General features: G+C 67.0%; 16 protein-coding genes. 5 read left to right on the forward strand and 11 right to left on the reverse strand.

The genetic code is table 11. From position 1 onward, the window contains the following. Window positions 1-224: 224 nt before the first annotated feature. A complete protein-coding gene (locus XaplCFBP3123_RS05960) occupies window positions 225-2,318 on the reverse strand; it encodes a prolyl oligopeptidase family serine peptidase (protein WP_104533154.1) in 2,094 nt (697 codons plus the stop codon). A 68-nt stretch (window positions 2,319-2,386) separates the two neighbouring features. Then, on the reverse strand, window positions 2,387-2,698 hold the full coding sequence (locus tag XaplCFBP3123_RS05965) for a hypothetical protein (protein ID WP_104533306.1): 312 nt from the start codon (window positions 2,696-2,698) through the stop codon (window positions 2,387-2,389). 299 nt (window positions 2,699-2,997) lie between these two features. Between XaplCFBP3123_RS05965 and XaplCFBP3123_RS05970 the strand changes: the two genes are divergently transcribed. Then, the gene (locus XaplCFBP3123_RS05970) at window positions 2,998-3,567 is read left to right on the forward strand and encodes a lipocalin family protein (RefSeq protein ID WP_104533155.1); all 570 of its coding nucleotides are present in this window, start codon (window positions 2,998-3,000) and stop codon (window positions 3,565-3,567) included. 7 nt (window positions 3,568-3,574) lie between these two features. Here XaplCFBP3123_RS05970 and XaplCFBP3123_RS05975 read toward each other — a convergent pair whose 3' ends face one another. Next, the gene (locus tag XaplCFBP3123_RS05975) at window positions 3,575-4,540 is read right to left on the reverse strand and encodes a helix-turn-helix transcriptional regulator (RefSeq protein WP_104533156.1); all 966 of its coding nucleotides are present in this window, start codon (window positions 4,538-4,540) and stop codon (window positions 3,575-3,577) included. Window positions 4,541-4,837: 297 nt separating this feature from the next. Here XaplCFBP3123_RS05975 and XaplCFBP3123_RS05980 point away from each other — a divergent pair, with 297 nt between their 5' ends. Next, on the forward strand, window positions 4,838-5,638 hold the full coding sequence (locus XaplCFBP3123_RS05980; protein WP_104533157.1) for a DUF481 domain-containing protein: 801 nt from the start codon (window positions 4,838-4,840) through the stop codon (window positions 5,636-5,638). A gap of 485 nt (window positions 5,639-6,123) precedes the next feature. Here the strand turns inward: XaplCFBP3123_RS05980 and hemC are convergent, their stop codons facing one another. From hemC to XaplCFBP3123_RS06020, 7 genes are all read right to left on the reverse strand, one after another. Continuing rightward, complete coding sequence (hemC, locus tag XaplCFBP3123_RS05985) at window positions 6,124-7,038, reverse strand: hydroxymethylbilane synthase (protein WP_102583376.1); 915 nt, start codon at window positions 7,036-7,038, stop codon at window positions 6,124-6,126. 115 nt (window positions 7,039-7,153) lie between these two features. Further along, window positions 7,154-7,885, reverse strand: coding sequence for a LytR/AlgR family response regulator transcription factor (locus XaplCFBP3123_RS05990; protein WP_172453091.1), 732 nt, complete (start codon window positions 7,883-7,885; stop codon window positions 7,154-7,156). Between the two features lie 32 nt (window positions 7,886-7,917). Further along, a complete protein-coding gene (locus XaplCFBP3123_RS05995; RefSeq protein ID WP_104533159.1) occupies window positions 7,918-8,970 on the reverse strand; it encodes a sensor histidine kinase in 1,053 nt (350 codons plus the stop codon). 4 nt (window positions 8,971-8,974) lie between these two features. Next, window positions 8,975-9,643, reverse strand: a complete 669-nt coding sequence (locus XaplCFBP3123_RS06000; protein WP_104533160.1) for an alpha/beta hydrolase — start codon at window positions 9,641-9,643, stop codon at window positions 8,975-8,977. Window positions 9,644-9,821: 178 nt separating this feature from the next. Next, window positions 9,822-11,759: a glucans biosynthesis glucosyltransferase MdoH gene (gene mdoH / locus XaplCFBP3123_RS06005; protein WP_104533161.1), complete on the reverse strand. Its 1,938-nt coding sequence runs from the start codon at window positions 11,757-11,759 to the stop codon at window positions 9,822-9,824. Window positions 11,760-13,077: 1,318 nt separating this feature from the next. Then, window positions 13,078-14,706: a M28 family metallopeptidase gene (locus XaplCFBP3123_RS06015; RefSeq protein WP_104533162.1), complete on the reverse strand. Its 1,629-nt coding sequence runs from the start codon at window positions 14,704-14,706 to the stop codon at window positions 13,078-13,080. 510 nt (window positions 14,707-15,216) lie between these two features. Beyond that, window positions 15,217-16,704: a SulP family inorganic anion transporter gene (locus XaplCFBP3123_RS06020; RefSeq protein ID WP_104533163.1), complete on the reverse strand. Its 1,488-nt coding sequence runs from the start codon at window positions 16,702-16,704 to the stop codon at window positions 15,217-15,219. Between the two features lie 212 nt (window positions 16,705-16,916). On the opposite strand from XaplCFBP3123_RS06020, the gene XaplCFBP3123_RS06025 reads away from it, so the two are divergent. From XaplCFBP3123_RS06025 to XaplCFBP3123_RS21465, 3 genes are all read left to right on the forward strand, one after another. Further along, window positions 16,917-18,359 (forward strand): cellulase family glycosylhydrolase, encoded by a 1,443-nt coding sequence (locus XaplCFBP3123_RS06025; protein ID WP_104533164.1) that lies wholly within the window; start codon window positions 16,917-16,919, stop codon window positions 18,357-18,359. 257 nt (window positions 18,360-18,616) lie between these two features. Continuing rightward, the gene (locus tag XaplCFBP3123_RS06030; RefSeq protein WP_172453123.1) at window positions 18,617-20,749 is read left to right on the forward strand and encodes a methyl-accepting chemotaxis protein; all 2,133 of its coding nucleotides are present in this window, start codon (window positions 18,617-18,619) and stop codon (window positions 20,747-20,749) included. Between the two features lie 357 nt (window positions 20,750-21,106). Next, window positions 21,107-21,268, forward strand: coding sequence for a hypothetical protein (locus XaplCFBP3123_RS21465; protein ID WP_172453016.1), 162 nt, complete (start codon window positions 21,107-21,109; stop codon window positions 21,266-21,268). A 168-nt stretch (window positions 21,269-21,436) separates the two neighbouring features. On the opposite strand, the gene XaplCFBP3123_RS06040 is transcribed toward XaplCFBP3123_RS21465, so the two are convergent. Then, window positions 21,437-24,100: a PAS domain S-box protein gene (locus XaplCFBP3123_RS06040; protein WP_104533167.1), complete on the reverse strand. Its 2,664-nt coding sequence runs from the start codon at window positions 24,098-24,100 to the stop codon at window positions 21,437-21,439. Window positions 24,101-24,467: the final 367 nt, after the last annotated feature.

A 24,467-nucleotide genomic window follows, 5' to 3' on the forward strand; every position in this document is an offset into this window, starting at 1 on the left:
CGCCATGAAGCAAGCCGAGCACCGCAGCCACGCGTGGCCGCCAGGCGCCGTGCCTGTGCGTAGCGAGTTGCGTGCGACCGTACCCTCATCCGCCCTTCGGGCACCTTCTCCCGGTGGCAGAAGGGAATGACAAAAAAGCCCTGGACCACTCGGCCCAGGGCTTTCTTCAAGGCACCGCATGACCAACGCAATCGAGTTACCGATTGCGTTCGATCAACACCTGATCAATCCGCCAACCGCTCCCACAGGAAGCTGTAGGCCAGCGCTGCCATGTGCGCGGCCTGTGCGTTGTTGGCCGCACCGCCGTGGCCGCCTTCGATGTTTTCGTAGTAGGTCACGTCCTTGCCGGCCTCGATCATCTTGGCGGCCATCTTGCGTGCGTGGCCCGGATGCACGCGGTCGTCGCGCGTGGAGGTGAGGAAGATCACCGGCGGATAGGTCTTCTTCGGGTTGAACAGGTGATACGGCGAGAAGGTCTGGATGAATTTCCAGTCGTCGGTATCCGGGTTGCCGTATTCGGCCATCCACGAGGCACCGGCCAGCAGATGGCTGTAGCGCTTCATGTCCAGCAACGGCACCTGCACCACGACCGCGCCGAACAGCTCCGGATACTGGGTCAGCATGTTGCCGGTCATCAGGCCGCCATTGCTGCCGCCCTGTACGCCCAGATGCCTGGTCGAGGTGATCTTGCGCGCGACCAGGTCCCTGGCCACGGCGGCCATGTCTTCATAGGCCTTGTGGCGGTTCTGCTTGAGCGCGGCCTGGTGCCAGCGCGGGCCGTATTCGCCACCGCCGCGGATGTTGGCCACCACGTAGACGCCGCCCTTCTCCAGCCAGGCGCGGCCCAATCCGCCGGAATAATTCGGCGTCATCGAAATCTCGAAACCGCCGTAGCCGTACAGCAGGGTCGGCGCGCTGCCATCGAGCTTCAACGCCTTGGGCCGCACCAGGAAATACGGCACGCGGGTGCCGTCCTTGCTGGTGGCGAAGTGCTGCTCGATGCTGTCCTTGCCGGCATCGAAGAACGCCGGCATGGCCTTGAGCGGCTGCGGCGCGCTGCCCACCTCCACCCACGACAAGGTGGTCGGGGTCAGGTAGTCGGTGACGGTCAACCACAGCGCGTCGCTGTCGTCGCTGTCCACCGCGCCGACATCGACGGTACCGAATGCCGGCGCACCGACGAAGGCGCTCTTCTTCCAGCCATCCTGCGTGGGCGTGATCACGCTCAGGCGGTTCTTGACGTCTTCCAGCACGTTCAACACCAGGTGCGACTTCGTCCACGCCGTACCGGCCAGCGACGTGCTGTCGGTGGGCTCGAACAGCACATCGAAGCTGCGCTTGCCGGCCATGAAGTCGTCAAACCGCGTCGCCAGCAGCGAGCCGGCCTTGTAGGTCTTGCCGGCTACGGTCCAGGGTTCGCGCAGTTCCAGGGTCAGCCATTGCCGTTTGACCGACTTGCTGGCCGAGTTGGGCGCATCCACCTTGACCAGCTTGCCGTCGGCACCCTTGAGGTACAGCTCCTCGTTGTAGAAGGCCAGTGTGCGGCTGACGAAATCGCGCTCGAATCCGGGCGTGTCGTCGTGCATCGCGGCGATGTACATGTCGGTCGGCTTGCCCTCGTACACCACAGTGGCGGCGCTGAGCGGAGTGCCGCGCTTCCACTGCTTGGCGATGCGCGGATAGCCGGAACTGGTCATCGTGCCGGCACCGAAATCGGTGAACACGTAGACGGTGTCCTGGTCGATCCAGCCCAGCCCGCCCTTGGATTCGGGGCGGAAGAAGCCGTCCTTGACCCACTGCTTGCCGGCCAGATCGAACTCGCGGGTGACATCGGCATCGGCGCCGCCGCGCGACAGCGCGATCAGGCAGCGCTGGTAATCCGGGCGCAGGCAGTCGGCGCCGTGCCAGACCCAGTTCTCGCCTTCGGCCTTGTTGAGCGCATCCAGGTCCAGCACCGTCTCCCACTTGGGCGCCGGCTTGCGGTATTCGTCCAGCGTGGTGCGCCGCCACAGGCCGCGCTCGTGCTGCTTGTCCTTCCAGAAGTTGTAGTAGTACTCGCCGATCTTCTGCACGCCGGGAATCTTCGCATCCGAATCCAGCACTTCGCGGATGCTGGTTTCCATCTGCTTGAAGGCCGGCGTGGCGGCCAGGCGGACCTCGGTCTTGGCGTTCTGGGCCTTGACCCAGTCCAGCGACTTGGCGCCGGAGACATCTTCCAGCCAGGCGTAGGGATCGTTGGACACGGCGGTTTCCTCTGCAGAGACGGCGCCAGCGGTGATCAGACCGGCAACCAGGCAGATCGAGGCGAGTTTGGACATGAATGTTTCCGGGAGAACGAACGCCGGGAACGTAGCATAGCCCTCCGCCCGCCCGACCCTGCCGAAGGTCAGGCCGCGCGCGCCTGTGTCGCCGCACGCGAAGTGCTGCGTCGGCGTTGCGCCTGCGGCCCGCGCCGACGTGGCACGCCGCGTCGCGCACCGGGCCGCACCAGGGTCGGCAACGCGAACCGGTGCAGGCTCCACCAGGCCAGCATCGGCATGCCGACCAGCCACAGCGGCAGCCAGCCGATCCATTCGCTGTGGCCGCGCGCGGCCGGCCATACCAGCACCAGGGCCAGGCCGGCCAGGGCGATCTGCCGGACCGGGCGCAGCACGCGCGGGTCGGGACGTTCGGAACGACGGGAAGGACGAATCGACATGGCGGCACTCCGTGGCAGGAAGGATCGGAACAGGTCGGCAGGATTGCCTGCGCCCATCTCACCGGCTGCGACCTGGATGCGAAACCAGCAAAAGCTCTGGTGCCAAGACAGTCCGGCGCGGCAGCAGCGGCGCTCCCCCGGCACCGCCAGGCCCCGCTGGCGCCCTCTTCCGCACCCGGACCCAGGCGCCCGGTTGCCACGCCTGAGGCAGCCGCGTGCGCCAGACCCGACCGTTGACGCGAACTTGCCCCCTGCATGCGGTAGTGTGCTGCTCCAACCGCCCCCTTTGTGATGTTGCGATGCGCCTGACCGTTACGATCGCCCTCGCTTTTCTGTTCGTCCTCGGCCTGCCCGTGGCATCCGCCAAGGACACGCCTGCCAGCGAGCCGGCGGTCGATCTGTCCAAGCTCATGGGCACCTGGTACGTGATTGCGCGCATGCCCAATCCGGTAGAGCGCGGCCACGTCACCAGCCGCGACGAGTACACCCTGGTCGAAGACGGCAAGGTGGCGGTGCGCTATCTGTACCGCGAGGGCTTCGGCGAGCCGGAGAAAGAGGTCAACGCGCGCGCCTCGGTGGATGCCGAGAGCGGCAACCGCGACTGGCGGGTGTGGTTCTACAAGGTCATTCCGGCCAAGCAGCGCATCCTGGAAATCGCACCGGACGGTTCGTGGATGCTGATTTCCTACCCCGGCCGCGACCTGGCCTGGATCTTCGCGCGCAAGCCGGACATGAGCCGCGACCAGTACCGCAAGCTGGTCGACAAGATGCGCGACGACTATTCGATCTACACCGACAAGCTCAAGCGCGTGCCGCAGTTGCGCGAGCAGGTGGACCGCCTGGGCTTTGAAGTGCCGAACAAGCGCTGAAACACGCTCAGTCGTAATTGCTCAACGCCAGCGACAGCAGCGCCTTGGCCTGCTCGCGCAGCGAGACCGGCTCGACGATCTCCGCGTCCGAGCCGTAATGCAGCACGTCCATCAGCAGTTCGCGCGAGTTGCTGTACGGCACCTTGAGCTCGTAACGGCCATCGGCCAAAAAGCGGCCCTGCTGCTTGGAATGCCAATGCTCGTCGGCGACCCAGCGCGCGGCCTTGGCACTGAACACGATGGTGGCCCAGCCCTTGGGCGCGCCGGAAAAAATGCCGTAGCTGGCCGCCAACTGCTCGTCGAGCTCACTGTCAGGCACATCGCGCGGCACGGTCTCGAGCAGGCGCGCGTGATTGATGCGATCCACCGCAAAGCTGCGCACGCCGTCGCGGCCGTGGTCCCAGGCGTCCAGATACCAGTTGTCGCGGTAGTGGGTGATGCGCTGCGGAGACACGGTGCGCTTGGTCGATTCGTCGGTGGAACGGGCGCGGTAATCGAAGCTCAGCTGCTTGCGCTCCAGCACGCCGGAGGCCACGGTACGGAAGCTGGCCTCGTCCAGCTTGCGGCCACGGTGCGGAATCACCCGCACCCGGTCCACCGGCCACTGCGACACACCGGCCTGGGCGGCCAGCAGCCCTTCGATGCGTTGCTGCAGCGGCGCCAGCATCGAGGACAACACCCCGCCGCCGGTGCGCGCAAGCAATTGCTGGGACGCCAGCAGCGCGTGCAGCTCTTCCGAACTCAGCCACAGGCCGGGCAGTTCGAATCGATCGCTTTCGCCGGAGAGATAGCGGAACCCCGACTCGCCGTCGCCTTCCACCGGCGCCATCAGCGCATCGCGCAGGAACGCCAGATCGCGATACACGGTTGCGCGGGAACAGCTCAGCTCATCCTGCAGCCGCGCCACCGTGACCGGGTAGCGTGCCGACTTGAGCAAGCGATGCAGGGAGTTGATGCGTTCGTAGCGGTCCATGCGTCGATTATGTCCGAGTCTCTGGGTAGCAGGGTGAGCGTCGATGTCTGGCTGCGATCATGCCTGGATCGGCGCCACCGCGACGGTGCCCGTTTTGGCCCGCTCGTTCGCCTGCATTGCGCGCGGGCCGGATCTGCTTGCGACGTGCGCAACCGGGCCAGTCGCTGCTGTCCTGGAGCCAGCGCCCCAACCTCTTCTGAAGCGCAGCATTCACTTGCTCATGACGCAGCCGCTCAGTCCGTTATCATGAAATCGCTTCCACCCTCTTTCGCCCCTGTCCTCCAAAGCGAGCCGCCCATGTCCCGCCGTGCCCCGTTGTCTGCCTTGCTGCCGCTGTTGTTGATCACGCCCACCGTCTGGGCCCAGGCGGTCGCACCGGCCCCGGTGGACCCGGCTGACGCCGTAATGCCGTCGCCGTGGAGCGGGAGCAGTGGCGAGCTCGGCTATGCCGCCGCCCATGGCAACAGCACCACCGACAGCCTCAACGGCCGGGTCCGCTTGCGCTATACCGACGGCGACTGGATCCACAGCCTGGATGCCACCGCGCTGCGCTCCAGCTCCGAGTACACCAATACCGACGACGACGGCAGCACCTCGCGCGAGCGCCAGACCACGGCCGAGCGCTACACCGGCAGCGCCGGCAGCGCGCTGCAGCTGGGCGAGCACCGCCAGCTCACCGCCACCGGCCGTTACGAACACGACGACTTTGCCACCTACGACCGCCTGGCCACCTTCGGTATCGGTTACGGCACGCGCCTGATCGATGCCGAGCGCTTCTATCTGGATGCGCAGATCGGCCCGGGTATCCGGCGTGCGCACAATAGCGACGAAGACCGCAACGAGACCGGCCTGATCGGGCGCGGGCTGTTCGACCTCAAGTACACCGTCACCGACAACACCGACCTGATCAACACGCTGCTGGTGGAATCGGGCGAATACAACACCTACGCGCAGAACGATTTCGGCGTGCAGGTCAGCATGAACTCGCACTTCGCGCTCAAGGCCGCCTGGCAGATGCGCCACAACAGCGAGGTCAGCGACGGCGACAAGAAGACCGACACCCTGACCACGGTCAACCTGGTCTACACGTTCAAATAAACAACCGCAGGTGTAGGAGCGGACCTAGCCGCGAGGGCTTTCCCGGTAACGCCCTTCGCGGCCGGGGCCGCTCCTACGAAGAGCGGCATCTTTGCCGGACAGGCCCGCGCGACGCGGAGATCAACCGGGTCCATACGTTCGAATACGCAACCGCGCTCTGTAGGAGCGGACCTGGCCGCGAGGGCTTTCCCGGTAGAGCCTCTCGCGGCCGGGGCCGCTCCTACGAAGAGCGGCATCTTTGCCGGACAGGCCCGCGCGACGCGGAGATCAACCGGGTGCATACGTTCGAATACGCAACCGCGCTCTGTAGGAGCGGACCTGGCCGCGAGGGCTTTCCCGGTAGAGCCTCTCGCGGCCAAGGCCGCTCCTGCCAAGAGCGGGCGTTGCGTGAGGGCGGGCATTGCGTGCGTGGGGGTGAGGTCCGGAGTTTGTGCCTGGGCGCCGGCGTCGCTGCCGGCCACGTTACGGGTCGACGCAGCGGCGTGTTACAGCTCCGCCAGCAGCTGCGCGGCGCCCTTGTCGAACAGGCCTTGCGCGACCAGGCGGCCCAGCGCCTCGGTGTCGTCGGCGCTGCCGTGCGCCTCGGCGTGGATCAGGCGACCATCGCTGGCGCTGCCGACCATGCCCTGCAGGAACAGGCCCTGCCCTTCCCAACGCGCGAACGCCGCCACCGGTACGTGGCAGCTGCCGTGCAGCGCGCGATTCATTGCCCGCTCCGCCTCCACACAGGCGCGCGTGCGGCCGGCATCCAGCACCGCCAGCAGGCCGTGGATGCGCGCATCGTCGCCACGGCATTCCACCGCCACCGCGCCCTGGGCCGGCGCCGGCAACCAGTCGGGGACGTCCAGGCGCGCGGTGATGCGCGCATCCAGGCCCAGACGCTGCAGGCCGGCGCAGGCCAGCACGATGGCGTCGTAACCGCCGTTGTCGAGCTTGGCCAGGCGGGTGTTGACGTTGCCACGCAGGTCGATCAATTCCAGGTCCGGGCGTGCGGCGCGCAGCTGCGCCTGGCGCCGCAGGGAGGACGTGCCCACGCGGGCGCCCAGCGGCAGCGCCTGCAGGCTGGCATAGAGATTGGACACCAGTGCATCGGCGGCATCGCCGCGCTCCATGATCGCCGGCAGCACGAAGGGCGCGTCCAGCTCCATCGGCACATCCTTGAGCGAATGCACCGCGCAATCGGCCTCGCCGCGCAGCATCGCCAGCTCCAGCTCCTTCAGGAACAGGCCCTTGCCGCCGATCGCGGCCAGCGAGCGGTCCAGCACCTCGTCGCCGCGGGTGCTCATCGGCACCAGCGCGACCTCCAGCCCGGGATGATGCTGACGCAGCGCGGCGGCGACGTGTTCGCTCTGCCAGAGGGCGAGCGGGCTCTTACGGGTAGCGATGCGGAGCGTGGTCATCGGGCCATTATCACGGACCGGGGGCGTAACTCCTACCTGTGAAGCGCACGCCGGCGCCCGCGGCACCCGCGCCGCTGACGACCGACGCACCTCACCCCACGCGGCATGACACGCTCTAACGCAATTGCTCGCGCAGGCTGGCCACGCAGCGGCGGCTCACTTCCAGCGGGTGCGGCACGTTGCGCAGCACCGCGTGCACCTGGCCATCGCCGCTGCGGCGCAGTTCCACCAGCTCGGCGCGCGCGACCAGGCAATTGCGGTGGATGCGCACCAGGCGGTCGGCGAATTCGTCTTCCAGCGATTTGAGCGACTCTTCGATCAGGTCCTCGCCACGGCTGTGGTGGACGATGACGTACTTTTCCTCGGCCTGCAGGTAGCGGATGTCGCCGATGGCGATCAGCCGCAGGCTGCCGCGCAGGCGTGCGCACAGGTGCGTGCGCAACGGCGGCGGCGTGGCGCTGGGCGCGCGTCCGGCCAGGAAGGTGGCCACCTTTTCCAGTGCGGCGGCCAGGCGCTCGGGGCGCACCGGTTTCATCAGGTAGTCCAGCGCGGCGGCATCGAAGGCCGACAATGCGTGCTGGTCGTAGGCGGTGCAGAACACCACCGCCGGCTGTGGCTGGCTCTGGCGCAGCAGGCGCGCGGTTTCCAGGCCGTCGACGCCGGGCATGGCGATGTCCAGCAACACCAGATCCGGATGCAGGTGGTGGCACTGCTGCAGCACCTGCTGGCCGTTTTCGGCCTCGCCGATCACTTCGACATGCGGATGTTCGCCCAGCAGCAGGCGCAGGCGCTCGCGCGCCAGCGGCTCGTCATCGGCGATCAGCACCCGCACTTGCGTGGCCGTCATGGACATCCCCCTTCGCTGCAGCGACTCCCCCGTCACGACAGCGGCAATGTGATCTCACAGGCATAGTAGCCCTCGGCCCAGCTGGCCGCCATCCGTGCCCCGGCCCCGAACTGGAACGCCAGCCGGTGCGAGATGCTGGCCTGGGCATGCCCGGCCCCGGCCACCAGTGGCAACTGGGTGCCCGGCTGCGGGGCCGGATTGACGATACGGATCTGCAACTGGTTGTCGCGCTGGCGCAGCGACAGGTACAGCGTGCCGCCCTCGGGCATGCGCGAGACGCCATGCAGCACGGCGTTCTCCACCAGCGGCTGCAGCACCAGGCGCGGCATCGGCAGCTCCCACGGCAACGGCTCCTGCCGGTGCCAGCGCACCTGCAGGCGCTCGCCCAGGCGCAGTGATTCGATTGCAAGATAGCGTTCGGCCAGTTCGCATTCGGCGCGCAAGCTGGACACGCCTTCGCCGGCACCGAGCGCGGCACGGAACAGGTCCGACAGATCCAGCACCGCCTGCTCGGCCACCACCGGGTCGCGGCGCAGCAGGCTGGCGATGAGATTCATGCTGTTGAACAGGAAATGCGGGCGGATGCGCGCCTGCAAGGCATCGGCCTGGGCACGCGCATTAGCCTGCACCTGTGCTTCCCAGCGGTCGCTGACGTAGAAGTAGCGCAGCGCCAGCGCGGTGATCAGCACCACGGTTGCCGCGCTGCCCAGGGTGAAACGCCAGAAGCCGACCAGGGGACCAAGCGGGGCCTGGTCGAGCGCCGCATACAGGCCATGCACGATGCCGGCACCGAGCATGGCCACCACCGCGGCGATCGACAGCGCGGCCAGCGCGCCCACGCGTGGCGGCAGCCGCGACAACGACGGCCGCAGCACGCACAGCAGCACGCTGACCGCCAGCGCCAGCCACAGCGCCAGGCCGCTGGCCGAGACAACGCGCGACAAGGTGATGCTGCGCGCGGCGCCAGCGTCGGGCACCAGGGTCACCACCAGCACCACCAGTTCGGCCAGGCCCAGCATGACGCCCAACCGTGGCAACCGGCACAGGTCCGGCATCCAGGCGATCTGGGGCGCGGGCTGGGCCATGGCCTCAGGCGGCGGTGAAGCGCGCCTGCATCCAGTTGCGCAAGGCCTCGATCTCTTCCAGGCAGACCTGGTGGCCCATCGGGTAGGTGTGCCAGTCCAGCTCGAAACCGAGCGTGCGCAAGGTCTGCATGCTGGCCTGGCCGGCACCGAACGGCACCACCGGATCGGCCGTGCCGTGGGCCATGAACAGCGGCTGGCGGGAAGCGGCCGGCTGCAGCTGGCTGGCGGCCGCCGCCGGGTCGGGCAGATAGGTGGACAGGGCGATCAACCCGGCCAGCGGCACACTGCGCTGCAGCCCGACCGCCAGGGTCACCGCGCCGCCTTGCGAGAACCCGGCCAGCAACAGGCGCTCAGGGGCGATGCCGCGGGATTGCTCGTGGGCGATCAACGCCTCGACCTGGGCCACCGATTCGGCGATGCCGGCCTTGTCGGCGCGCGTGGCGAAATCCATGCCGACGATGTCGTACCAGCCGCGCATGCGCACACCATTGTTGATGGTGATCGGGCGGATCGGCGCATGCGGAAACACGAAACGCAGCGCCGGCCAGTCCGGGCGCACCAGTTCCGGCACCATCGGGGCGAAGTCGCTGCCATCGGCGCCCAGGCCGTGCAGCCACAGCACGGTCCATTGCGGGTTCGGTCCGGTCTCGCGTTCGATCACTTCCAGCATCATCCAGCTCCGCTTGCGGGCTGGGCATTATGCCTTGCGCCATCGGCCGGGCCGATCACGGATCGGCCAACTTACCTGCGCGCGATCAGTCTCGACGGCTGTCGCGGCTGGCCGGCTTGGTGGGTGCGACGGGCGTCGAGACCACAACGCGCAGCGATCCCGCCATGCGCCGCATGCACGCTCAGATCAGCGACGGCTCCAGCGCGGCGGCGCGTCGCAGTTCGGCCGCACGCACCAGTACCTTGGGCGGATCGAGCTCTTCGGGAATGCAGAAGATGCCGGCGCGGCGCAGGCCCAGGCCGGTGCGCCGCAACGAGGTCAATGCCACCACCGGGATCGACAACGCCATGCCCACGATCACCGGCGCCATCCAGGCCGCCAGCGACGGCGACACCGTATAGGCCACCGCTCCCATGAACAGGCCGAACACGGTCAACCCGCCGTAGCTGCGCAACAGCGCCGGCCACGACAGCTTGCCGTCGTCGCGCACCTGCGCATCCCAGCCCGAATCCTTGCCGGCCAGCACCTCGAACACGCCGCGCGACTGCAGGTACATCACCACCGGCGCCATCAGCGCCGCCAGCACGGTTTCCAGCAGGATGCTCAGCAGCGCGCGGATGGCGCCGCCGCAGGCGCGCAACTCGCGCGGGTTGAGCAGCAGCGCGATGTAGCCGAGCAGCTTGGGCGCCAGCAGCACGAACATGGTGCAGACGAAGATCCAGATCGCGTTGCCCTGACTGCTGCCATGCCAGTAACGGGTGGGCGAGAACGGCAGGTCGCCGGCCAGATCGATACCGCCGCCGGCCAGCGGAATGCCGATGCCGATCAGCATCAGCAGGCCCCACATCGGCGCGGTGAAGTAATGCCCGATGCCGATCAGCATGTGCATGCGGCTGATCCAGTGCAGGCCCTTGGCACCGACCACCTTGGCGTGCTGCAGGTTGCCCTGGCACCAGCGCCGATCGCGGATCAGCAGGTCGCTCAGCGTGGGCGGGCCTTCCTCGTAGCTGCCCTGCAGGTAGGGCACCATGTGCATCGCCCAGCCGCCGCGCCGCATCAGCGCTGCCTCGACGAAGTCGTGGCTGAGCACATGCCCGCCGAACGGCTTGCGCCCGCGCAGCGACGGCAGGCCGGCGTGGTCGGCGAAGGCCTGGGTGCGGATGATGGCGTTGTGGCCCCAGTAATTGCTCTCGGCGCCATGCCACCAGGCCACGCCGAAGGCGATGATCGGCCCGTACACGCGCCCGCCGAACTGCTGCATGCGGGCGAACAGGGTCTGCCCGTTGACCACCGCCGGCAGGGTCTGGATCAGGCCCACGTCCGGGTTGTTTTCCATGCCGGCGACCAGCCGCACGATGGTGTCGCCGGTCATCACGCTGTCGGCGTCCAGAATCAGCATCTGCGGGTAGTTGCCGCCGAAACGGCGCACCCAGTCGGCGACATTGCCGGCCTTGCGCGCGGCATTGTCGGCGCGGCGGCGGTAGAAGATGCGCCCGTGTCCGTCGACGCGGTCGCACAGCTCGTTGTAGACCAGTTCCTCGGCAGCGCCGATGTGTTCGCGGGTGGTGTCGCTGAGCACGAAAAAGTCGAAATGTTCCAGCTGGCCGGTCTCGGCCACCGATTCGTAGATCGCCTGCAGGCCGGCCAGCAGCCGGCGCGGGTCTTCGTTATAGGTCGGCATCAGCAACGCGGTGCGCGTGTGCAGGCTCGGCAGCGGCGCTTCCGGGTCGATGCCGAGCTTGCGTCCGGCGCGCGCCACCACGGTGACGAAACCGGCCACCGCGCTGGCGAAGGACATCGCGATCCAGGCAAACAGCAGCACGAACAGGCCGAGCAGGCAGCCTTCCAGCACGCTGAGGCCATCGGGCCACAGCACGCTGAGCATCACCCACACCGCCACCGCGGTGGTGGCGCAGGTGCCGCCGATCAGATAGAAACGCCGCAGGCCGATGCCGACCGGCGCGGTGCGCTGATGCGGCACCTGCAGACGGCCTTCGCGCAGGGACTGCTCGGGCATGGCCAGCGGCGCTTCCGATGGCAGCGTGGGCTGACCGGCGTCGAGGGCGGAAACGGGGGGAAGGTCGGTTGGTGCGGGGGAAAGAGTCACTGTGCCGTCCATCAAGGCTGCCCGCCGCACGATCGCGGCAGTGTGGGCTGAAGCGGAAGATCCCTCCCCGCTACGCGTGGCGCCGTCGTCGCATGCACCCTGGTCCGGGCAGGCCCGGCGGTGCGCGACCACGTCGCAGAATTAGCAGCTCTAAGACCACTCCGATGCACAAGCTCTCCTGGCTGCGACGATGACGCCGCGGCTCATCTTAAAGAATCGACCGTTAAAGGAAACGAAGGCCGCGCTGCAGTCTTCGCCCCACCTGACGAGGACCGCGCGGCAGACTACGCCGCAGCGACCGAACGCTACCCCAACAGATTGCAGTCTGGCACGCGTGCCGTCACGGGCGTCAAACCACGCTGTCGTGTCAGACAAATGCAATAGATGTGCCAGGAGACGCAATCGGTTGTAGCGCCAGCCTGCCGGCGCTGGCGATCGCGGCGATGACGCTGACCGGATTGCGACGGCAGGCACGCGTCAGGGGCTATCGAAATCAGCGCTGTAGGCCCGCGCCGACCTTGGTCTGGCCACGGACGGTGCGTTCCGCACTCACTGATCGCTTCAAGATAACCGGGCTTTTTGAGTCGATGCCGTGTCTGGATGCAGTCAGAAGCTCAGGTCAAAAGTTTGGCCAGTCGAGGGCGCGGCGCCCTCACCGTTCGCGGCACACGCCGTGAACCCATCCCTGGGGGCTCGGTGGCGGCATCCATGCCGCCACACGGTCCCGCAATCGGCGAGGACACCGCACCAGACAGTTAATCGGCTGCTTTCTTGAAAGCCTGTTGCTCGGCTTGCGGTGAGCAAACCAGGCGTTTGCAGGTCGCGTGTTGGAGGCCTGTCTGCCGCTCGGCTTGCACGAGGAACTGATCGGACGCAACGTGATTCGAACAACGCACGCCATGCCCTGCTTGTAACTGCGCATACCGACAATCTCCACTGGTCCTTGCCCGCCCACCATCGCGGGACCTTACGCGGCATGGATGCCGCGTAAGCGCTTACAAGGACGTACTTGCAGCGTGTCCCGCGATGGTGGGCGGGCAAGGGCCCCGCAGCCAACCCGCGAACCGCCGCTCTGGCGCCCTCGCCGCACGCCGGTGAGCGGGCATTGGCTTGAGAACCAGACCTCTTGTCAGCCGCTTTGCAAAACGACGCATGCGTGACACCCAAGCCTGCCAGGACAACCGCGACCTCACGGCCTTGAAGCAGCCGACAAGATCTGCGAGCACCATGCAAGTGGGTGTAGCCGGAGGCGGCATGCACACATGGCACATGCCGCACCGGGCAACAGCAACTCCGCCTGTTGGAAGCGCAGTTACCGTGTCGGCCGGTCCTACTTGCGCGCCGCCTCGCTGGCGTCGCGGGTGGCGCGGAACTCCGAATCGTTGCTCCAGTTCGGCCACTGGCGCGAATCGGCCAGTTGCTGGCCCAGCGCGTACAGCACCCCAAGATCGCGCGCGGCACCAGCGAAGGTCCAGTCCGGCTTCCACTCATCGCCCTGCTGGTGATAGCGCTTGGCGGTGTAGTCGTCGGAGGCGGCCTTGCCCGCGGCCACGCCGCCCACTTCCCAGTCCTGCCCGGCCGCATACGACAGCGCCGGCACGCCACGCTTGGCGAAGGAGAAATGGTCCGAACGGAAGAAGTACCCCGCCTGCGGCTTGGGATCGGGTGTATAGCGCAGCTTCCACTGGCCGGCGACGGTCTTGAGCTGATCGAGCAACTGGAGTTTTGCGGTGCCGTAGATGCCGAAATCGCGCGACGGCACGAACGGGCTCATGCCGTCCATGTTGATCACCGCCACGGCGGTGTCCAGCGGGTAAAGCGGCTTGGAGGCGTAGAACTCCGAGCCCAGCAGGCCCTTTTCTTCGGCGGTGACGGCCAGGAACACCACCGAGCGCTGCGGCTTGGGGCCGGCGGCAAAGCCGCGCGCCAGCTCCAGCAGTGCGGCCGTGCCGCTGGCGTTGTCGAGCGCACCGTTGAAGATGGTGTCGCCGCGTGCGTCCGGCTTGCCCACGCCGATGTGGTCCCAATGCGCGCTGTAGATCAGCGTCTCATCCGGGTGACTGCTGCCTTGCAGTCGCGCGACCACGTTGTGCGAGGTGATCACATCGGATTTGACCTGGTAGCTGGCGCTCAGCCCCTGGCCCTTGAGTTCGACCGGCTTGAAGCCGCGCGTCTGCGCCTGCTTCTTCAAGGCGTCGAAATCCAGCCCGGCCTGCTTGAACAGGTCCGTGGCCAGGTCGCGCTGGATCCAGCCTTCCAGGGTCGGATGCGCGGCGCGCGGATTGTCGCGCACCACATCGAACATGGTGTTGGTGTTGGAACTGGCCACGGTGTCCCAGCCGTAGGATGCCGGCGCGGTTTCGTGCACCACCAGTACGCCGAGCGCGCCCTGGCGTGCGCCTTCTTCGTACTTGTAGGTCCAGCGGCCGTAGTAGGTCATGCCGGCGCCGTCGAAGGCGCCCTTGCCGGTTTCGAAATCCGGGTCGTTGATCAGCACCACCGCGATCTTGCCTTTCAGATCCACGCCCTTGAAGTCGTCCCAGTCGCGCTCCGGCGCGTTGACGCCGTAGCCGACGAACACCAGCGGTGCGTTGGCGATGTCGACCTTGGACGCGCCGTCCAGCGCAGCGCGGATGGCGATCTGCTTGCCCTGGGTCAACGCCTGCGGCTTGCCGGCATGCTGCAGGGCGATGGTCGGCGTGCCGACGATATCGGCGCGGCGTAGCGGCACCGCCTGGGTCCAGGCGCGCTTGCCGTCGGCCAGATCGCCGCCCGGCTGCAGGCCGGCAGCGGCGAACTGCTTGCTCAGGTAGGCGATGGTCTTTTCTTCGCCGACAGTGGCCGGGCCGCGGCCTTCGTACGCATCGGAGGCCAGCTCCTTGACGTCGCGCGAGATGCGCGCGCCATCGAAGGTCGGCGTCGCCGCCATCAGTGCGGTCGAGACCGCCATCGCCAGCATTCCCATTGCAACGCGTTTGGTAACAACTCGCTTCACTGCAGCACCCAGGTAGTGTCCGAACAGCCCTGGAGTGTAGCCACTGCGGCGTTGGATCGGGTGTGCACGGCAGCGACCGATACATGCCCTGGCGCTGGCGACGTGCATCGGCAGCGACGCAGCATTGATCGATATGGCCAGATGGCGATGCGGCGCGGCATAACATGCGGCACTGCCACCAATGCTCCTGCTCCGCCTGCGCTTTGCGGGCGCGTCATGGCGCCGGATGGCGTCCAACCGCTGCATGCTGCGGCGGTCAACGCTGCGGACGCAGACCCGAAGCGCCGGTCACGGCACGCGGGCGCAGCTCTCGGGCTGGAACGCACCGGCATCGCGAGGGGTTACCGGCAATCTCGATGTCGGTCGACGGCGCTGCACGCGCGAACTTGAGTCCGCCCGCCGGCCGGCGGCACGCACGGCCAGGCGACGTGCACGGATGTGCAGGCGCGCGACAGGCCTGCGCACCTGCGGCGCCTACGGCAGCGCGGACTCCAGCGCATCGTCGCCCAGCGCGTGGGCCTGCATCAGGCGCCGGCTGCCGGCGTTCAGGCCTTTGACCTGTACGTCCAGCGCATGATGGCGCAGCCGCTGCACCACCTTGTCCAGCGCCGCCACCGCGGTGATGTCCCAGAAATGCGCGCGGCCGACATCGATCGCCACCGTGCGACCGGGCACCTGGCGCGCGTCGAAGGCGTCGATGAACACGTCGGCCGAGGCGAAGAACACCTGCCCGCGCACGTGGTAGGTGCGCACGCCATCGTCGCCATCGCTATGCGTAATCTGCAGCAGCCCGGCCACCTTGAAGGTGAAGAACACCCCGCTCAACACCACACCCACCGCCACGCCGGCGGCCAGGTTGCGGGTGGCCAGGGTCACCGCCACGGTGGCCAGCATCACCACGCTGGAGGTGCGCGGATGGGTGACCACGGTGCGCAACGAGCGCCAGTCGAAGGTCTCGGCCGAGACCATCACCATGATCGCCACCAATGCGATCACCGGCACCTGCGAGACCCACGGCTTGAGCACCACCATCAGGAGCAGCAGGAACACGCCGGCGAACAGAGTCGAGAGACGGCCACGCCCGCCGTATTTCACGTTGCCCACGGTCTGCCCGATCATGCCGCAGCCGGCGATGCCGCCGAACAGGCTGGCAGCGGCGTTGGCCAGGCCCAGTCCGGTGCATTCGCGGTTCTTGTTGCTCGGGGTGTCGGTGAGTTCGTCGACCACGCGTGCGGTCATCAGCGATTCGAGCAGCCCCACCATCGCGATGGCCAGCGCCGGCAAGGCGATGATGCGCAAGGTCTCCAGCGTCAGCGGCACCGCCGGCCATTGCAGGACCGGCAGCGCATTGGGCAGCTTGCCCAGGTCGGCCACCGTCTCCAGCGGCAGATGCAACGCCGAGCCCACCACCGTCAGCACCAGGATGCACAGCAGCGGCGAAGGAATCGCCGACACGCCCGGCAGCGACAGCCGCGGCAGGCCGTAGATGATGAGCAGGCCCAACGCCAACATGGCCCAGGTGGCCAGGTTGGCGTGCTGCAGATGCGGCAGCTGCGCGGCGAAGATCAGCACCGCCAAGGCGTTGACGAAGCCAGTGCGCACCGAGCTGCTGACAAAGCGCATCAGCACGCCCAGCCGCAACAGACCGAACAGGATCTGCACCGCACCGGCCAACAGCCCGGCCGCCAACAGATAGGGCAACCCATGTGCGGCCACCAGCGGTGCGGCGACCAGGGCCACCGACCCGGCCGCAGCGGAAATCATCGCCGGACGTCCGCCAAAGACCGCGATGACGATCCCGATCACGAACGAAGCGAACAGCCCCACTTGCGGGTCGACGCCGGCCACGAACGCGAAGGCGATCACTTCGGGAATCAGCGCAAAGGTGGCGACCGCACCGGCCATCAGTTCGCGCGCAGGCGAGGCGCGCCATTGCGCCAGTTCGGCACGCAGGAAAGACATTGGAAGACACTCCGGGGGACAGAAAGGACAGCCTGCGGACAGGCCACAGCGGCGATAGTGTGCGCGAAAGCGAACCGGCCCGCAGCCGGCGTGTGATCGGTGCGGCAATGCGCCTTTCTGTGGCCCGGATCACGCCAAACGATGCAGCCGCAGACCAAGATGCCCCCCTCACCGGGTTCGGGTGTCGAGCCGGGTTCGCTACGGAGACCACCATGTCCCTCTTCAGGACTGCACGTACGCTCGCACTTGCCACGGCGCTGGCGCTCGCCGCCGCACCGGCTTTCAGCTATTCCATCAGCAACAACAAGGTTGTCGACGACAGCGGCAAGGTGGTCCAGCTCAAGGGCGTCAACGTGTTCGGCTTCGAGACCGGCAACCATGTCATGCATGGTCTGTGGGCACGCAACTGGAAGGACATGATCAACCAGATCCAGGGGCTGGGCTTCAACGCGGTGCGCCTGCCGTTCTGCCCGGCCACCCTGCGCAGCTCCACCATGCCCACCAGCATCGACTACGGCCGTAACGCCGACCTGCAGGGCCTGAGCTCGCTGCAGATCCTCGACAAGGTGATCAACGAATTCAACGCGCGCGGCATGTATGTGCTGCTGGATCACCACACCCCCGATTGCGCTGCCATCTCCGAGCTCTGGTACACCGGCTCGTATTCCGAAGCGCAGTGGCTGGACGATCTGCGCTTTGTCGCCAACCGCTACAAGAACGTGCCAAGCGTGATCGGCCTGGACCTGAAGAACGAGCCGCACGGTGCAGCCACCTGGGGCACCGGCAACGCGGCCACCGACTGGAACAAGGCCGCAGAACGCGGCTCTGCCGCGGTGCTGGCGGTGGCGCCGAAGTGGATCATCGCGGTGGAAGGCATCACCGACAATCCGGTCTGCTCGACCAACGGCGGCATCTTCTGGGGCGGTAATCTGCAGCCGCTGGCCTGTACCCCGCTGAACATCCCGGCCAACCGGCTGCTGCTGGCACCGCATGTGTACGGGCCGGACGTGTACGCGCAGTCGTACTTCAACGACAGCAACTTCCCCAACAACATGCCTGCGATCTGGGACCGTCACTTCGGCCAGTTCGCCGGCACCCATGCGCTGCTGCTGGGCGAATTCGGCGGCAAGTACGGCGAAGGCGACGCACGCGACAAGGTCTGGCAGGACGCGCTGGTGAAGTACCTGCGCAGCAAGGGCATCAACGAGGGCTTCTACTGGTCGTGGAACCCCAACAGCGGCGACACCGGCGGCATCCTGCGCGATGACTGGACCAGCGTGCGCGAAGACAAGATGGCGTTGTTGCGGACGCTGTGGGGCACGCTGAGCACCACCACGCCGACGCCGACGCCAACCCCCACACCGACTCCCACGCCAACCCCGACACCGACACCGACACCCAGCGGCAGCTTCAGCACCAAGGTGAGCGTGGACAGTCAGTGGAACGGCGGCTACTGCCATCGCGTGCAGGTCACCAATAACGGCACCGCCAGCGGTAGCTGGTCGATCTCGCTGCCGGTCACCGGGACCGTCAACAACGCGTGGAACGTCACCTGGTCGCAGAGCGGCAGCACGCTCATGGCCAGCGGTGTGGACTTCAACCGCACCCTGGCAGCCGGTGCGACGGCCGAATTCGGCTTCTGCGCGGCAGGTTGATGCAATGCGGCGGGCACGCAGTACGTGCCCGCCGTTGCATCGATGGATCGACGCTCATGCCTTCGTAGGAGCGCACCCGGGCGCGACGAGGCGTTATCGATAACGCCCCGTCGCGCCCGGGTGCGCTCCTACATCGCAGCTGTCACAAGCGGACGCTGCCGCAATTAGGATTCAACCCGCATGTGAATCAGCCGCTATTCATGACATAGCGCCCTGCGCGCGTTCTGGATATCGTTGCCATGCCCGTCGTCTCCCTGTTGCGTCGTCACGTTGCCAATCTCCCGCTCACCCGCAAGTTCGTCCTGTTGTGCAGCTTGTTGACGGTAGGCGTGATCCTGCTGGCAGTGGCCGCGGCACGCCTGCAATATCTGGACCTGATCGAAGCGCGCAAGCTCAGCGTCAAGAGCGAGGTGGAGATGGGCCTGACCGTGATGCAGCACTATGCAGACAAGGCCAAGGCCGGCGAACTGACGGTCGAACAGGCCAAAGACGCTGCGCGCACCACGCTGGCCGACATGCGCACCAACGACGGCGTGGATTACTTCTTCATCGTCGACCCGCAGATGCGCATCCTGATGCATCCCAAGCGCGCCGTCGGCACCGACATGAGCGACTACAAGAGCGATGCCGGGCAATATGTCTATCGCGACATCAAGACCGCGATCGAGCGCGGCGACGGCTTCAGTTACTACGACGCGCCCAAGCCGGGCAAACAGGAACAACTGCCCAAGATCAGCTATGCCAAGACCTTTCCGACCTGGAACTGGGTGTTGGTGATGGGCGTGTACGCCGAAGACATCCAGGTGCAGGCCTGGGGCTTCACCCGCACCTTGACCCTGATCGGCGGCGCCTTGGTGGCCATGGTGATCGGCCTGTGCTGGTTGATCGCCTCGGCGATGGCGGCACCGCTGCGCGCAGCATCGCGCACCGCAGAAGCGATCGCCTCGGGCCGCTTCGACAACGATATCCGGGTTGAATCGCGCGACGAAACCGGTCAACTGATGCACAGCATGCAGCAGATGCAAACCCAGTTGCAGCGCTTCAACGGCGAGATGCAGACCATGATCCGCCTGCAGCAGGGAGAGAACATCGCGCACCGCATTCCGGAGGATTTCCCAGGCGATTACGGCACCTTGGCGCACGGCGTGAACACGGTGGTGTTCGAGCATCTGGATGCCATCAACGAGGCGATGGACCTGATGAGCGAGTACGGCCGTGGCGATCTGCGCCGCGACATGCGCCGCCTGCCCGGCCAGCGCGCGGCGATGCATGAAGCGCTGGACACGGTGAAGAGCAACCTGTCGGCGATCAACGGCGACATCGCACGCCTGGCCGATGCTGCCGCGCGCGGCGATTTCTCCGCACGTGGCGAGCAGGCGCGCTACCAGTTCGCGTTTGCCGAAATGGTGCAGGCACTGAACCGCCTGATGCAGCAGGCCGATGCAGGCCTGGACGATGTCGGCCGCATCATGGCCGCGATTGCCGATGGCGATCTGTCGCAGCGGGTGGAATCGCATTACGAGGGCGCCTTCGGCCGCCTGGCCAATGCGGCCAACCGCACGGCGATCCAGCTGACCACCATCGTGCAGGGCATCCAGCACTCGGCCGAGATGATCAACACCGCCGCCGGCGAAATCGCCAGCGGCAATGCCGACCTGTCCACGCGCACCGAGCACCAAGCCGCGAATCTGGAAGAAACCGCCTCCTCGATGGAAGAACTCACCTCCACCGTGCGTCAGAACGCCGACAACGCGCGCCAGGCCAATCAGCTGGTCAAGGGCACCGGCGAGGTGGCCGAGAGCGGTGGGCGCGTGGTGCAGGACGTGGTCAGCACCATGCAGGCGATCACGCAATCGTCGGCGCGTATCTCCGACATCATCGGGGTGATCGACGGCATCGCGTTCCAGACCAATATCCTGGCCCTGAACGCGGCGGTGGAAGCGGCACGCGCCGGCGAGCAGGGCCGCGGATTTGCGGTGGTGGCCACCGAAGTCCGCGCGCTGGCGCAGCGTTCGGCCGGTGCCGCCAAGGAGATCAAACAGCTGATCTCCGATTCGGTGGAAAAAGTGGCGCAGGGCTCGGACCTGGTGCAACAGGCCGGCAGCACGATGACCGAGGTGGTCAGCTCGGTGAAGCGGGTAACCGACATCATGGCCGAGATCACCGCCGCCAGCACCGAGCAAAGCGCCGGTATCGAGCAGGTCAGCACCACGGTGATGCAGCTGGATGAAATGACCCAGCAGAACGCGGCGCTGGTGGAAGAAGCCACCGCTGCGGCACGCAGCATGGAAGATCAGGCGGCGGATCTGACGCGTGCAGTGGCGGTGTTCCGCCTGGTGCCGCAGCAGGCTGCGCTGACGCAACGGCGCTCGGTCGTGCAGGCGGCCTGATCGACGGATGTAGAGCGCCTCTGCCTGCGGGACGCGAAGGCACGGCTTGCGCGCCACTGGCGCGCGTGACGCAAACGCGGGCTGGGACGCGAGCGGGGTTCGGGTAAGGGAGTGCCCTGACGGCCGCATCTGCATCAGAACAAACGCGTCATCGAATCAAAAGAAGCTGATCAGACCGCAACTCATCAGGCTGCCGCGCGAAGTAGAAGGCTCGTAACCACGCACACCGACCATCTCGATGGGTCCTTGTCCGCCCACCGTCGCGAGACCTTGAGCGGCATGGATGCCGCGCCAGAGCCTTCATGGACGTACTTGCGGCGTGTCCTGCGATGGTGGGTGGGCAAGGGCCCTGCAGCCATGCTGCAGATCATCCGCTCTGCAATCGATGCATCCAACCCCTGCATCACCTCTCCAGACGACCGAGATCTTGCGCTTGAACATCGCGGACAGCGCGCATTTTTCGACGCGATTGCATCTCCAGTAACAAACTCAATTGGTGCAATGCGTATTTCTGATTGACGCGGTTTTATGGGTAAGCCGTACCCTCATCCGCCCTGCGGGCACCTTCTCCCGAGGGGAGAAGGGAGTGCTCCTGATTGACGCGGTTTTATGGGGTAAGCCGTACCCTCATCCGCCCTGCGGGCACCTTCTCCCGGGGGAGAAGGGAGTGTTGCTGCATGCACTGCGTCAGCGCGAGGCGTCGCGTCCGGTGGTGGCGGTGTCGTTGCAGCAGCGAGCGCGTTTGGCGGCGTACATCGCTTCGTCTGCCGCATGCATCAGGCTGGCAGCGTCGGCGTGTTGCCCGTGTTGCCAGGCGACGCCGATGCTTGAGTGGATCGGCAGATGTTGCTCACCGAACACGGCGCCCGCTGCCGCCGCGGCGCGAATCCGTTCTGCCACTGCGGCGCATTCGGTCTGCGGATCCTGCAGTTCGTCCAGCAACACCACGAATTCGTCGCCGGCCAGGCGTGCCACCAGATAGCGGCCGCCAGCCGCCTGCTGCAGGCAGCGGCCGAAGGCGACCAGCACCGCGTCGCCGGCACGGTGGCCGTGGACGTCGTTGATGCGTTTGAAGCCATCCAGGTCCAGGAACATCACCGCGACCGCGCACTGCTGCTGTTGCGCCTGGGTCACCGCGACCTGCAGCGCCTCGGACCAGGCGTGGCGATTCGGCAAGCCGGTCAAGGCGTCGCGGGTCGCGCGCTCGTGCATCAGCCGATGCAGGGTCTTGTGCGCGGTGACGTCCTGCGCCATCAGGAAAAATCCCTGCGTCTGCGTCGCTGCGCCCTGCATTTCCGGCACCAGGGTGATTTCCACATCGCGCGGTGTCGCACCGCCACGCAGAACGTGCTCGAAGTGGGCCCGCTGCCCGGCACTCACCTGCGCCAGCGCAGCGCGCGCGTCCGTCCCGAGGTCCTCGCCCAGCACCTGGGTGATCGCGCAGCCGACCAGTCTCGCCGGCTCCACGCCGAGCCAGTCGCGGTGCGCCTGGTTGGCGAACAGGCAGCGCTGCGCGGCATCGTAGTGTGCCACCAGGGTGGGTGTGGCATCGCTGATCGCACGCAGCCGCGCTTCGCTTTCGGCCAGGCGTTGGGCAGCGACATGACGTTCGGTGACATCCTGCATCTGGGAGACGAAATGTACCGGCGCGCCGCTGCTGTCGCGCACCAGCGACACCGACAATTGCGCCCAGATCACCGCGCCCTGCTGGCTGATGTAGCGTTTGGCCAGGCTGTAACTGTCGCGTTTGCCGTCGATCAGTTCCTGCACCAGGCGCAGGTCCATCTCCAGATCGTCCGGATGCGTGATGGTCTGGAAGGTGGTGCGCAGCAACTGCTCGCGCGGATATCCCAGGATGCTGCACAACGACGGATTGACGTCGCGCCAGTGGCCGTCCAGCGAGACGATCGCCATCCCCTGCGGGGCGGTTTCGAATGCGCCCCTGAAGTGCTCTGCCGCCAGCTGCGCGGCGGCCTGCGCCTGCAGCTCGGCGGTGACGTCGATGGCCATGGCCAGGTAGCCGGACAGCCCCTGCTGCGCGTCGTGGATGATGTTGAAGCACAGGCGTACGCGCCGCAGTCCGCCGTCTTTTCGCACCAGGGTCCAGATTTCCTCTTCGAGCAGATCGCCTGCGGCAGCGGCGGCCAGCTCGATATACGACGGCGGCGACAATGCCAGCGTGGCCATGCGCCGCTCCAGCTCGGCCGGCAGATGGAACTGCGCCGGGCAGCTGCCCAACACCTCGTCCCCCGCGTAGCCCAGCAGGCGCTCGGCGCCGGGATTGAACAATTCGATGCGCCCGTTCGGATCGAACGCGATGATCGCCACATCCTGCGAGGCGTCCACCAACGACTGCAGGCGTGCGCGCTCGTCCGCCAGCGCAGCCGAAGCGTCGCGCAGTTGGGTGATGTCGTGCATCACGCACACCGCACCCAGGGCAGCGCCCTGATCGCTGACCACCGGGTCTGCATTGCACAGCACGCTGCGTGCCGGCTGGCCGGTGGCGCGGATCACCATCTCGGCGTTGCGCACATGCTCGCCGGCCCAGGCGCGTACCAGCGGAATGGCCTCGGTGGGCAGCAGCGCACTGCCGTCGGCGTTGTAGAGATCGAAATGCTGGGCCCATTGTGCCGGCGGCAATAGTCGCGGATCGGTGCCGTGCCATTGCCGTGCGGCGTGGTTGAATTCGTGCAGCAGCCCATCGCTGTCGCAGGACACCACGCCGTCGGGCATGGCTTCCAGCAAACGGCTCAGGGTCTGCCGCTGCGCTTGCGCGGCCATCCGATCGCGGCGCGCTTCCAGTTGACTGACGGCCTGGCGCGCCAGACGGATCAGGCCTTGCTTCTGGCTCTCGTCGAGCAAGCGCGTTCGGGTGCTGAGCGTGCACAAGGTGCCGTAGGCATAACCCTCACGGCCGACCAGCGGCACGCCCACATACGAGCGAATGCCCGGCGCGGCAGTGACCAGCGGGTTGAGCGCGAAGCGGGGATCGGCCTCGGCATCGGGCACTTCCAGCAGTCCGGTCCCCATCACCGTATAGGAGCAGAACGACACGGCGCGCGAGGTGCCTTCCAGATCGGTGCCGCAACGCGCCTTGAACCACTGCCGGTCGGCGTCCAGCAGCGACACCAGCGCGATCGGGGCACCGCTGATGTGTGCAGCCAGCCAGGCGATATCGTCGAATTCGGCTTCCGGCTCGGTGTCCAGCACCCCCAACCGATGCACCGCCTCCACGCGCAAGGCGTCGTCGGCGGGAATGGGCAAGGGCGGCAACAGGACGGTCATGGCGTGATCGGCGGGTAACGTCTGGGCAAGGTAGGTCGCCCCAGGTAACGGCGAGGCGATGATCAACTTGAGCGCGTGCGGCCGGGCCTGGTTGCTGACTGGTCAGCGTCCCGATGCCGCGCCCGCCGGCCGATCCGCTGGCATCGGGACGTCGGGAGACGTCGCTGCACGACCTGGCGCGCGTGCCGTGCCTGCACAGTCGACCGCCTCCATTGGGCGTGGCACATGCCAGACGCCGGCCATCTGCGCCCGCCAGCCCGTCATGCCCTATGCCGGACGGGAACCACCTCCGGCGCGCTCCGAGTGCATGTTGCTGTTGCTGCGCCCCGGCCAACGCCGGAGTCGGCGTCCCGTCGCGCCGTCCTCCCGGCAGCCGCACATGGCGCCCCCCTGCCGGACAGCATTTGCGACGCCGCCAGGCAGCCACTACCCT

Source organism: Xanthomonas arboricola pv. populi (assembly GCF_002939945.1).
Lineage (GTDB): Bacteria > Pseudomonadota > Gammaproteobacteria > Xanthomonadales > Xanthomonadaceae > Xanthomonas > Xanthomonas arboricola_A.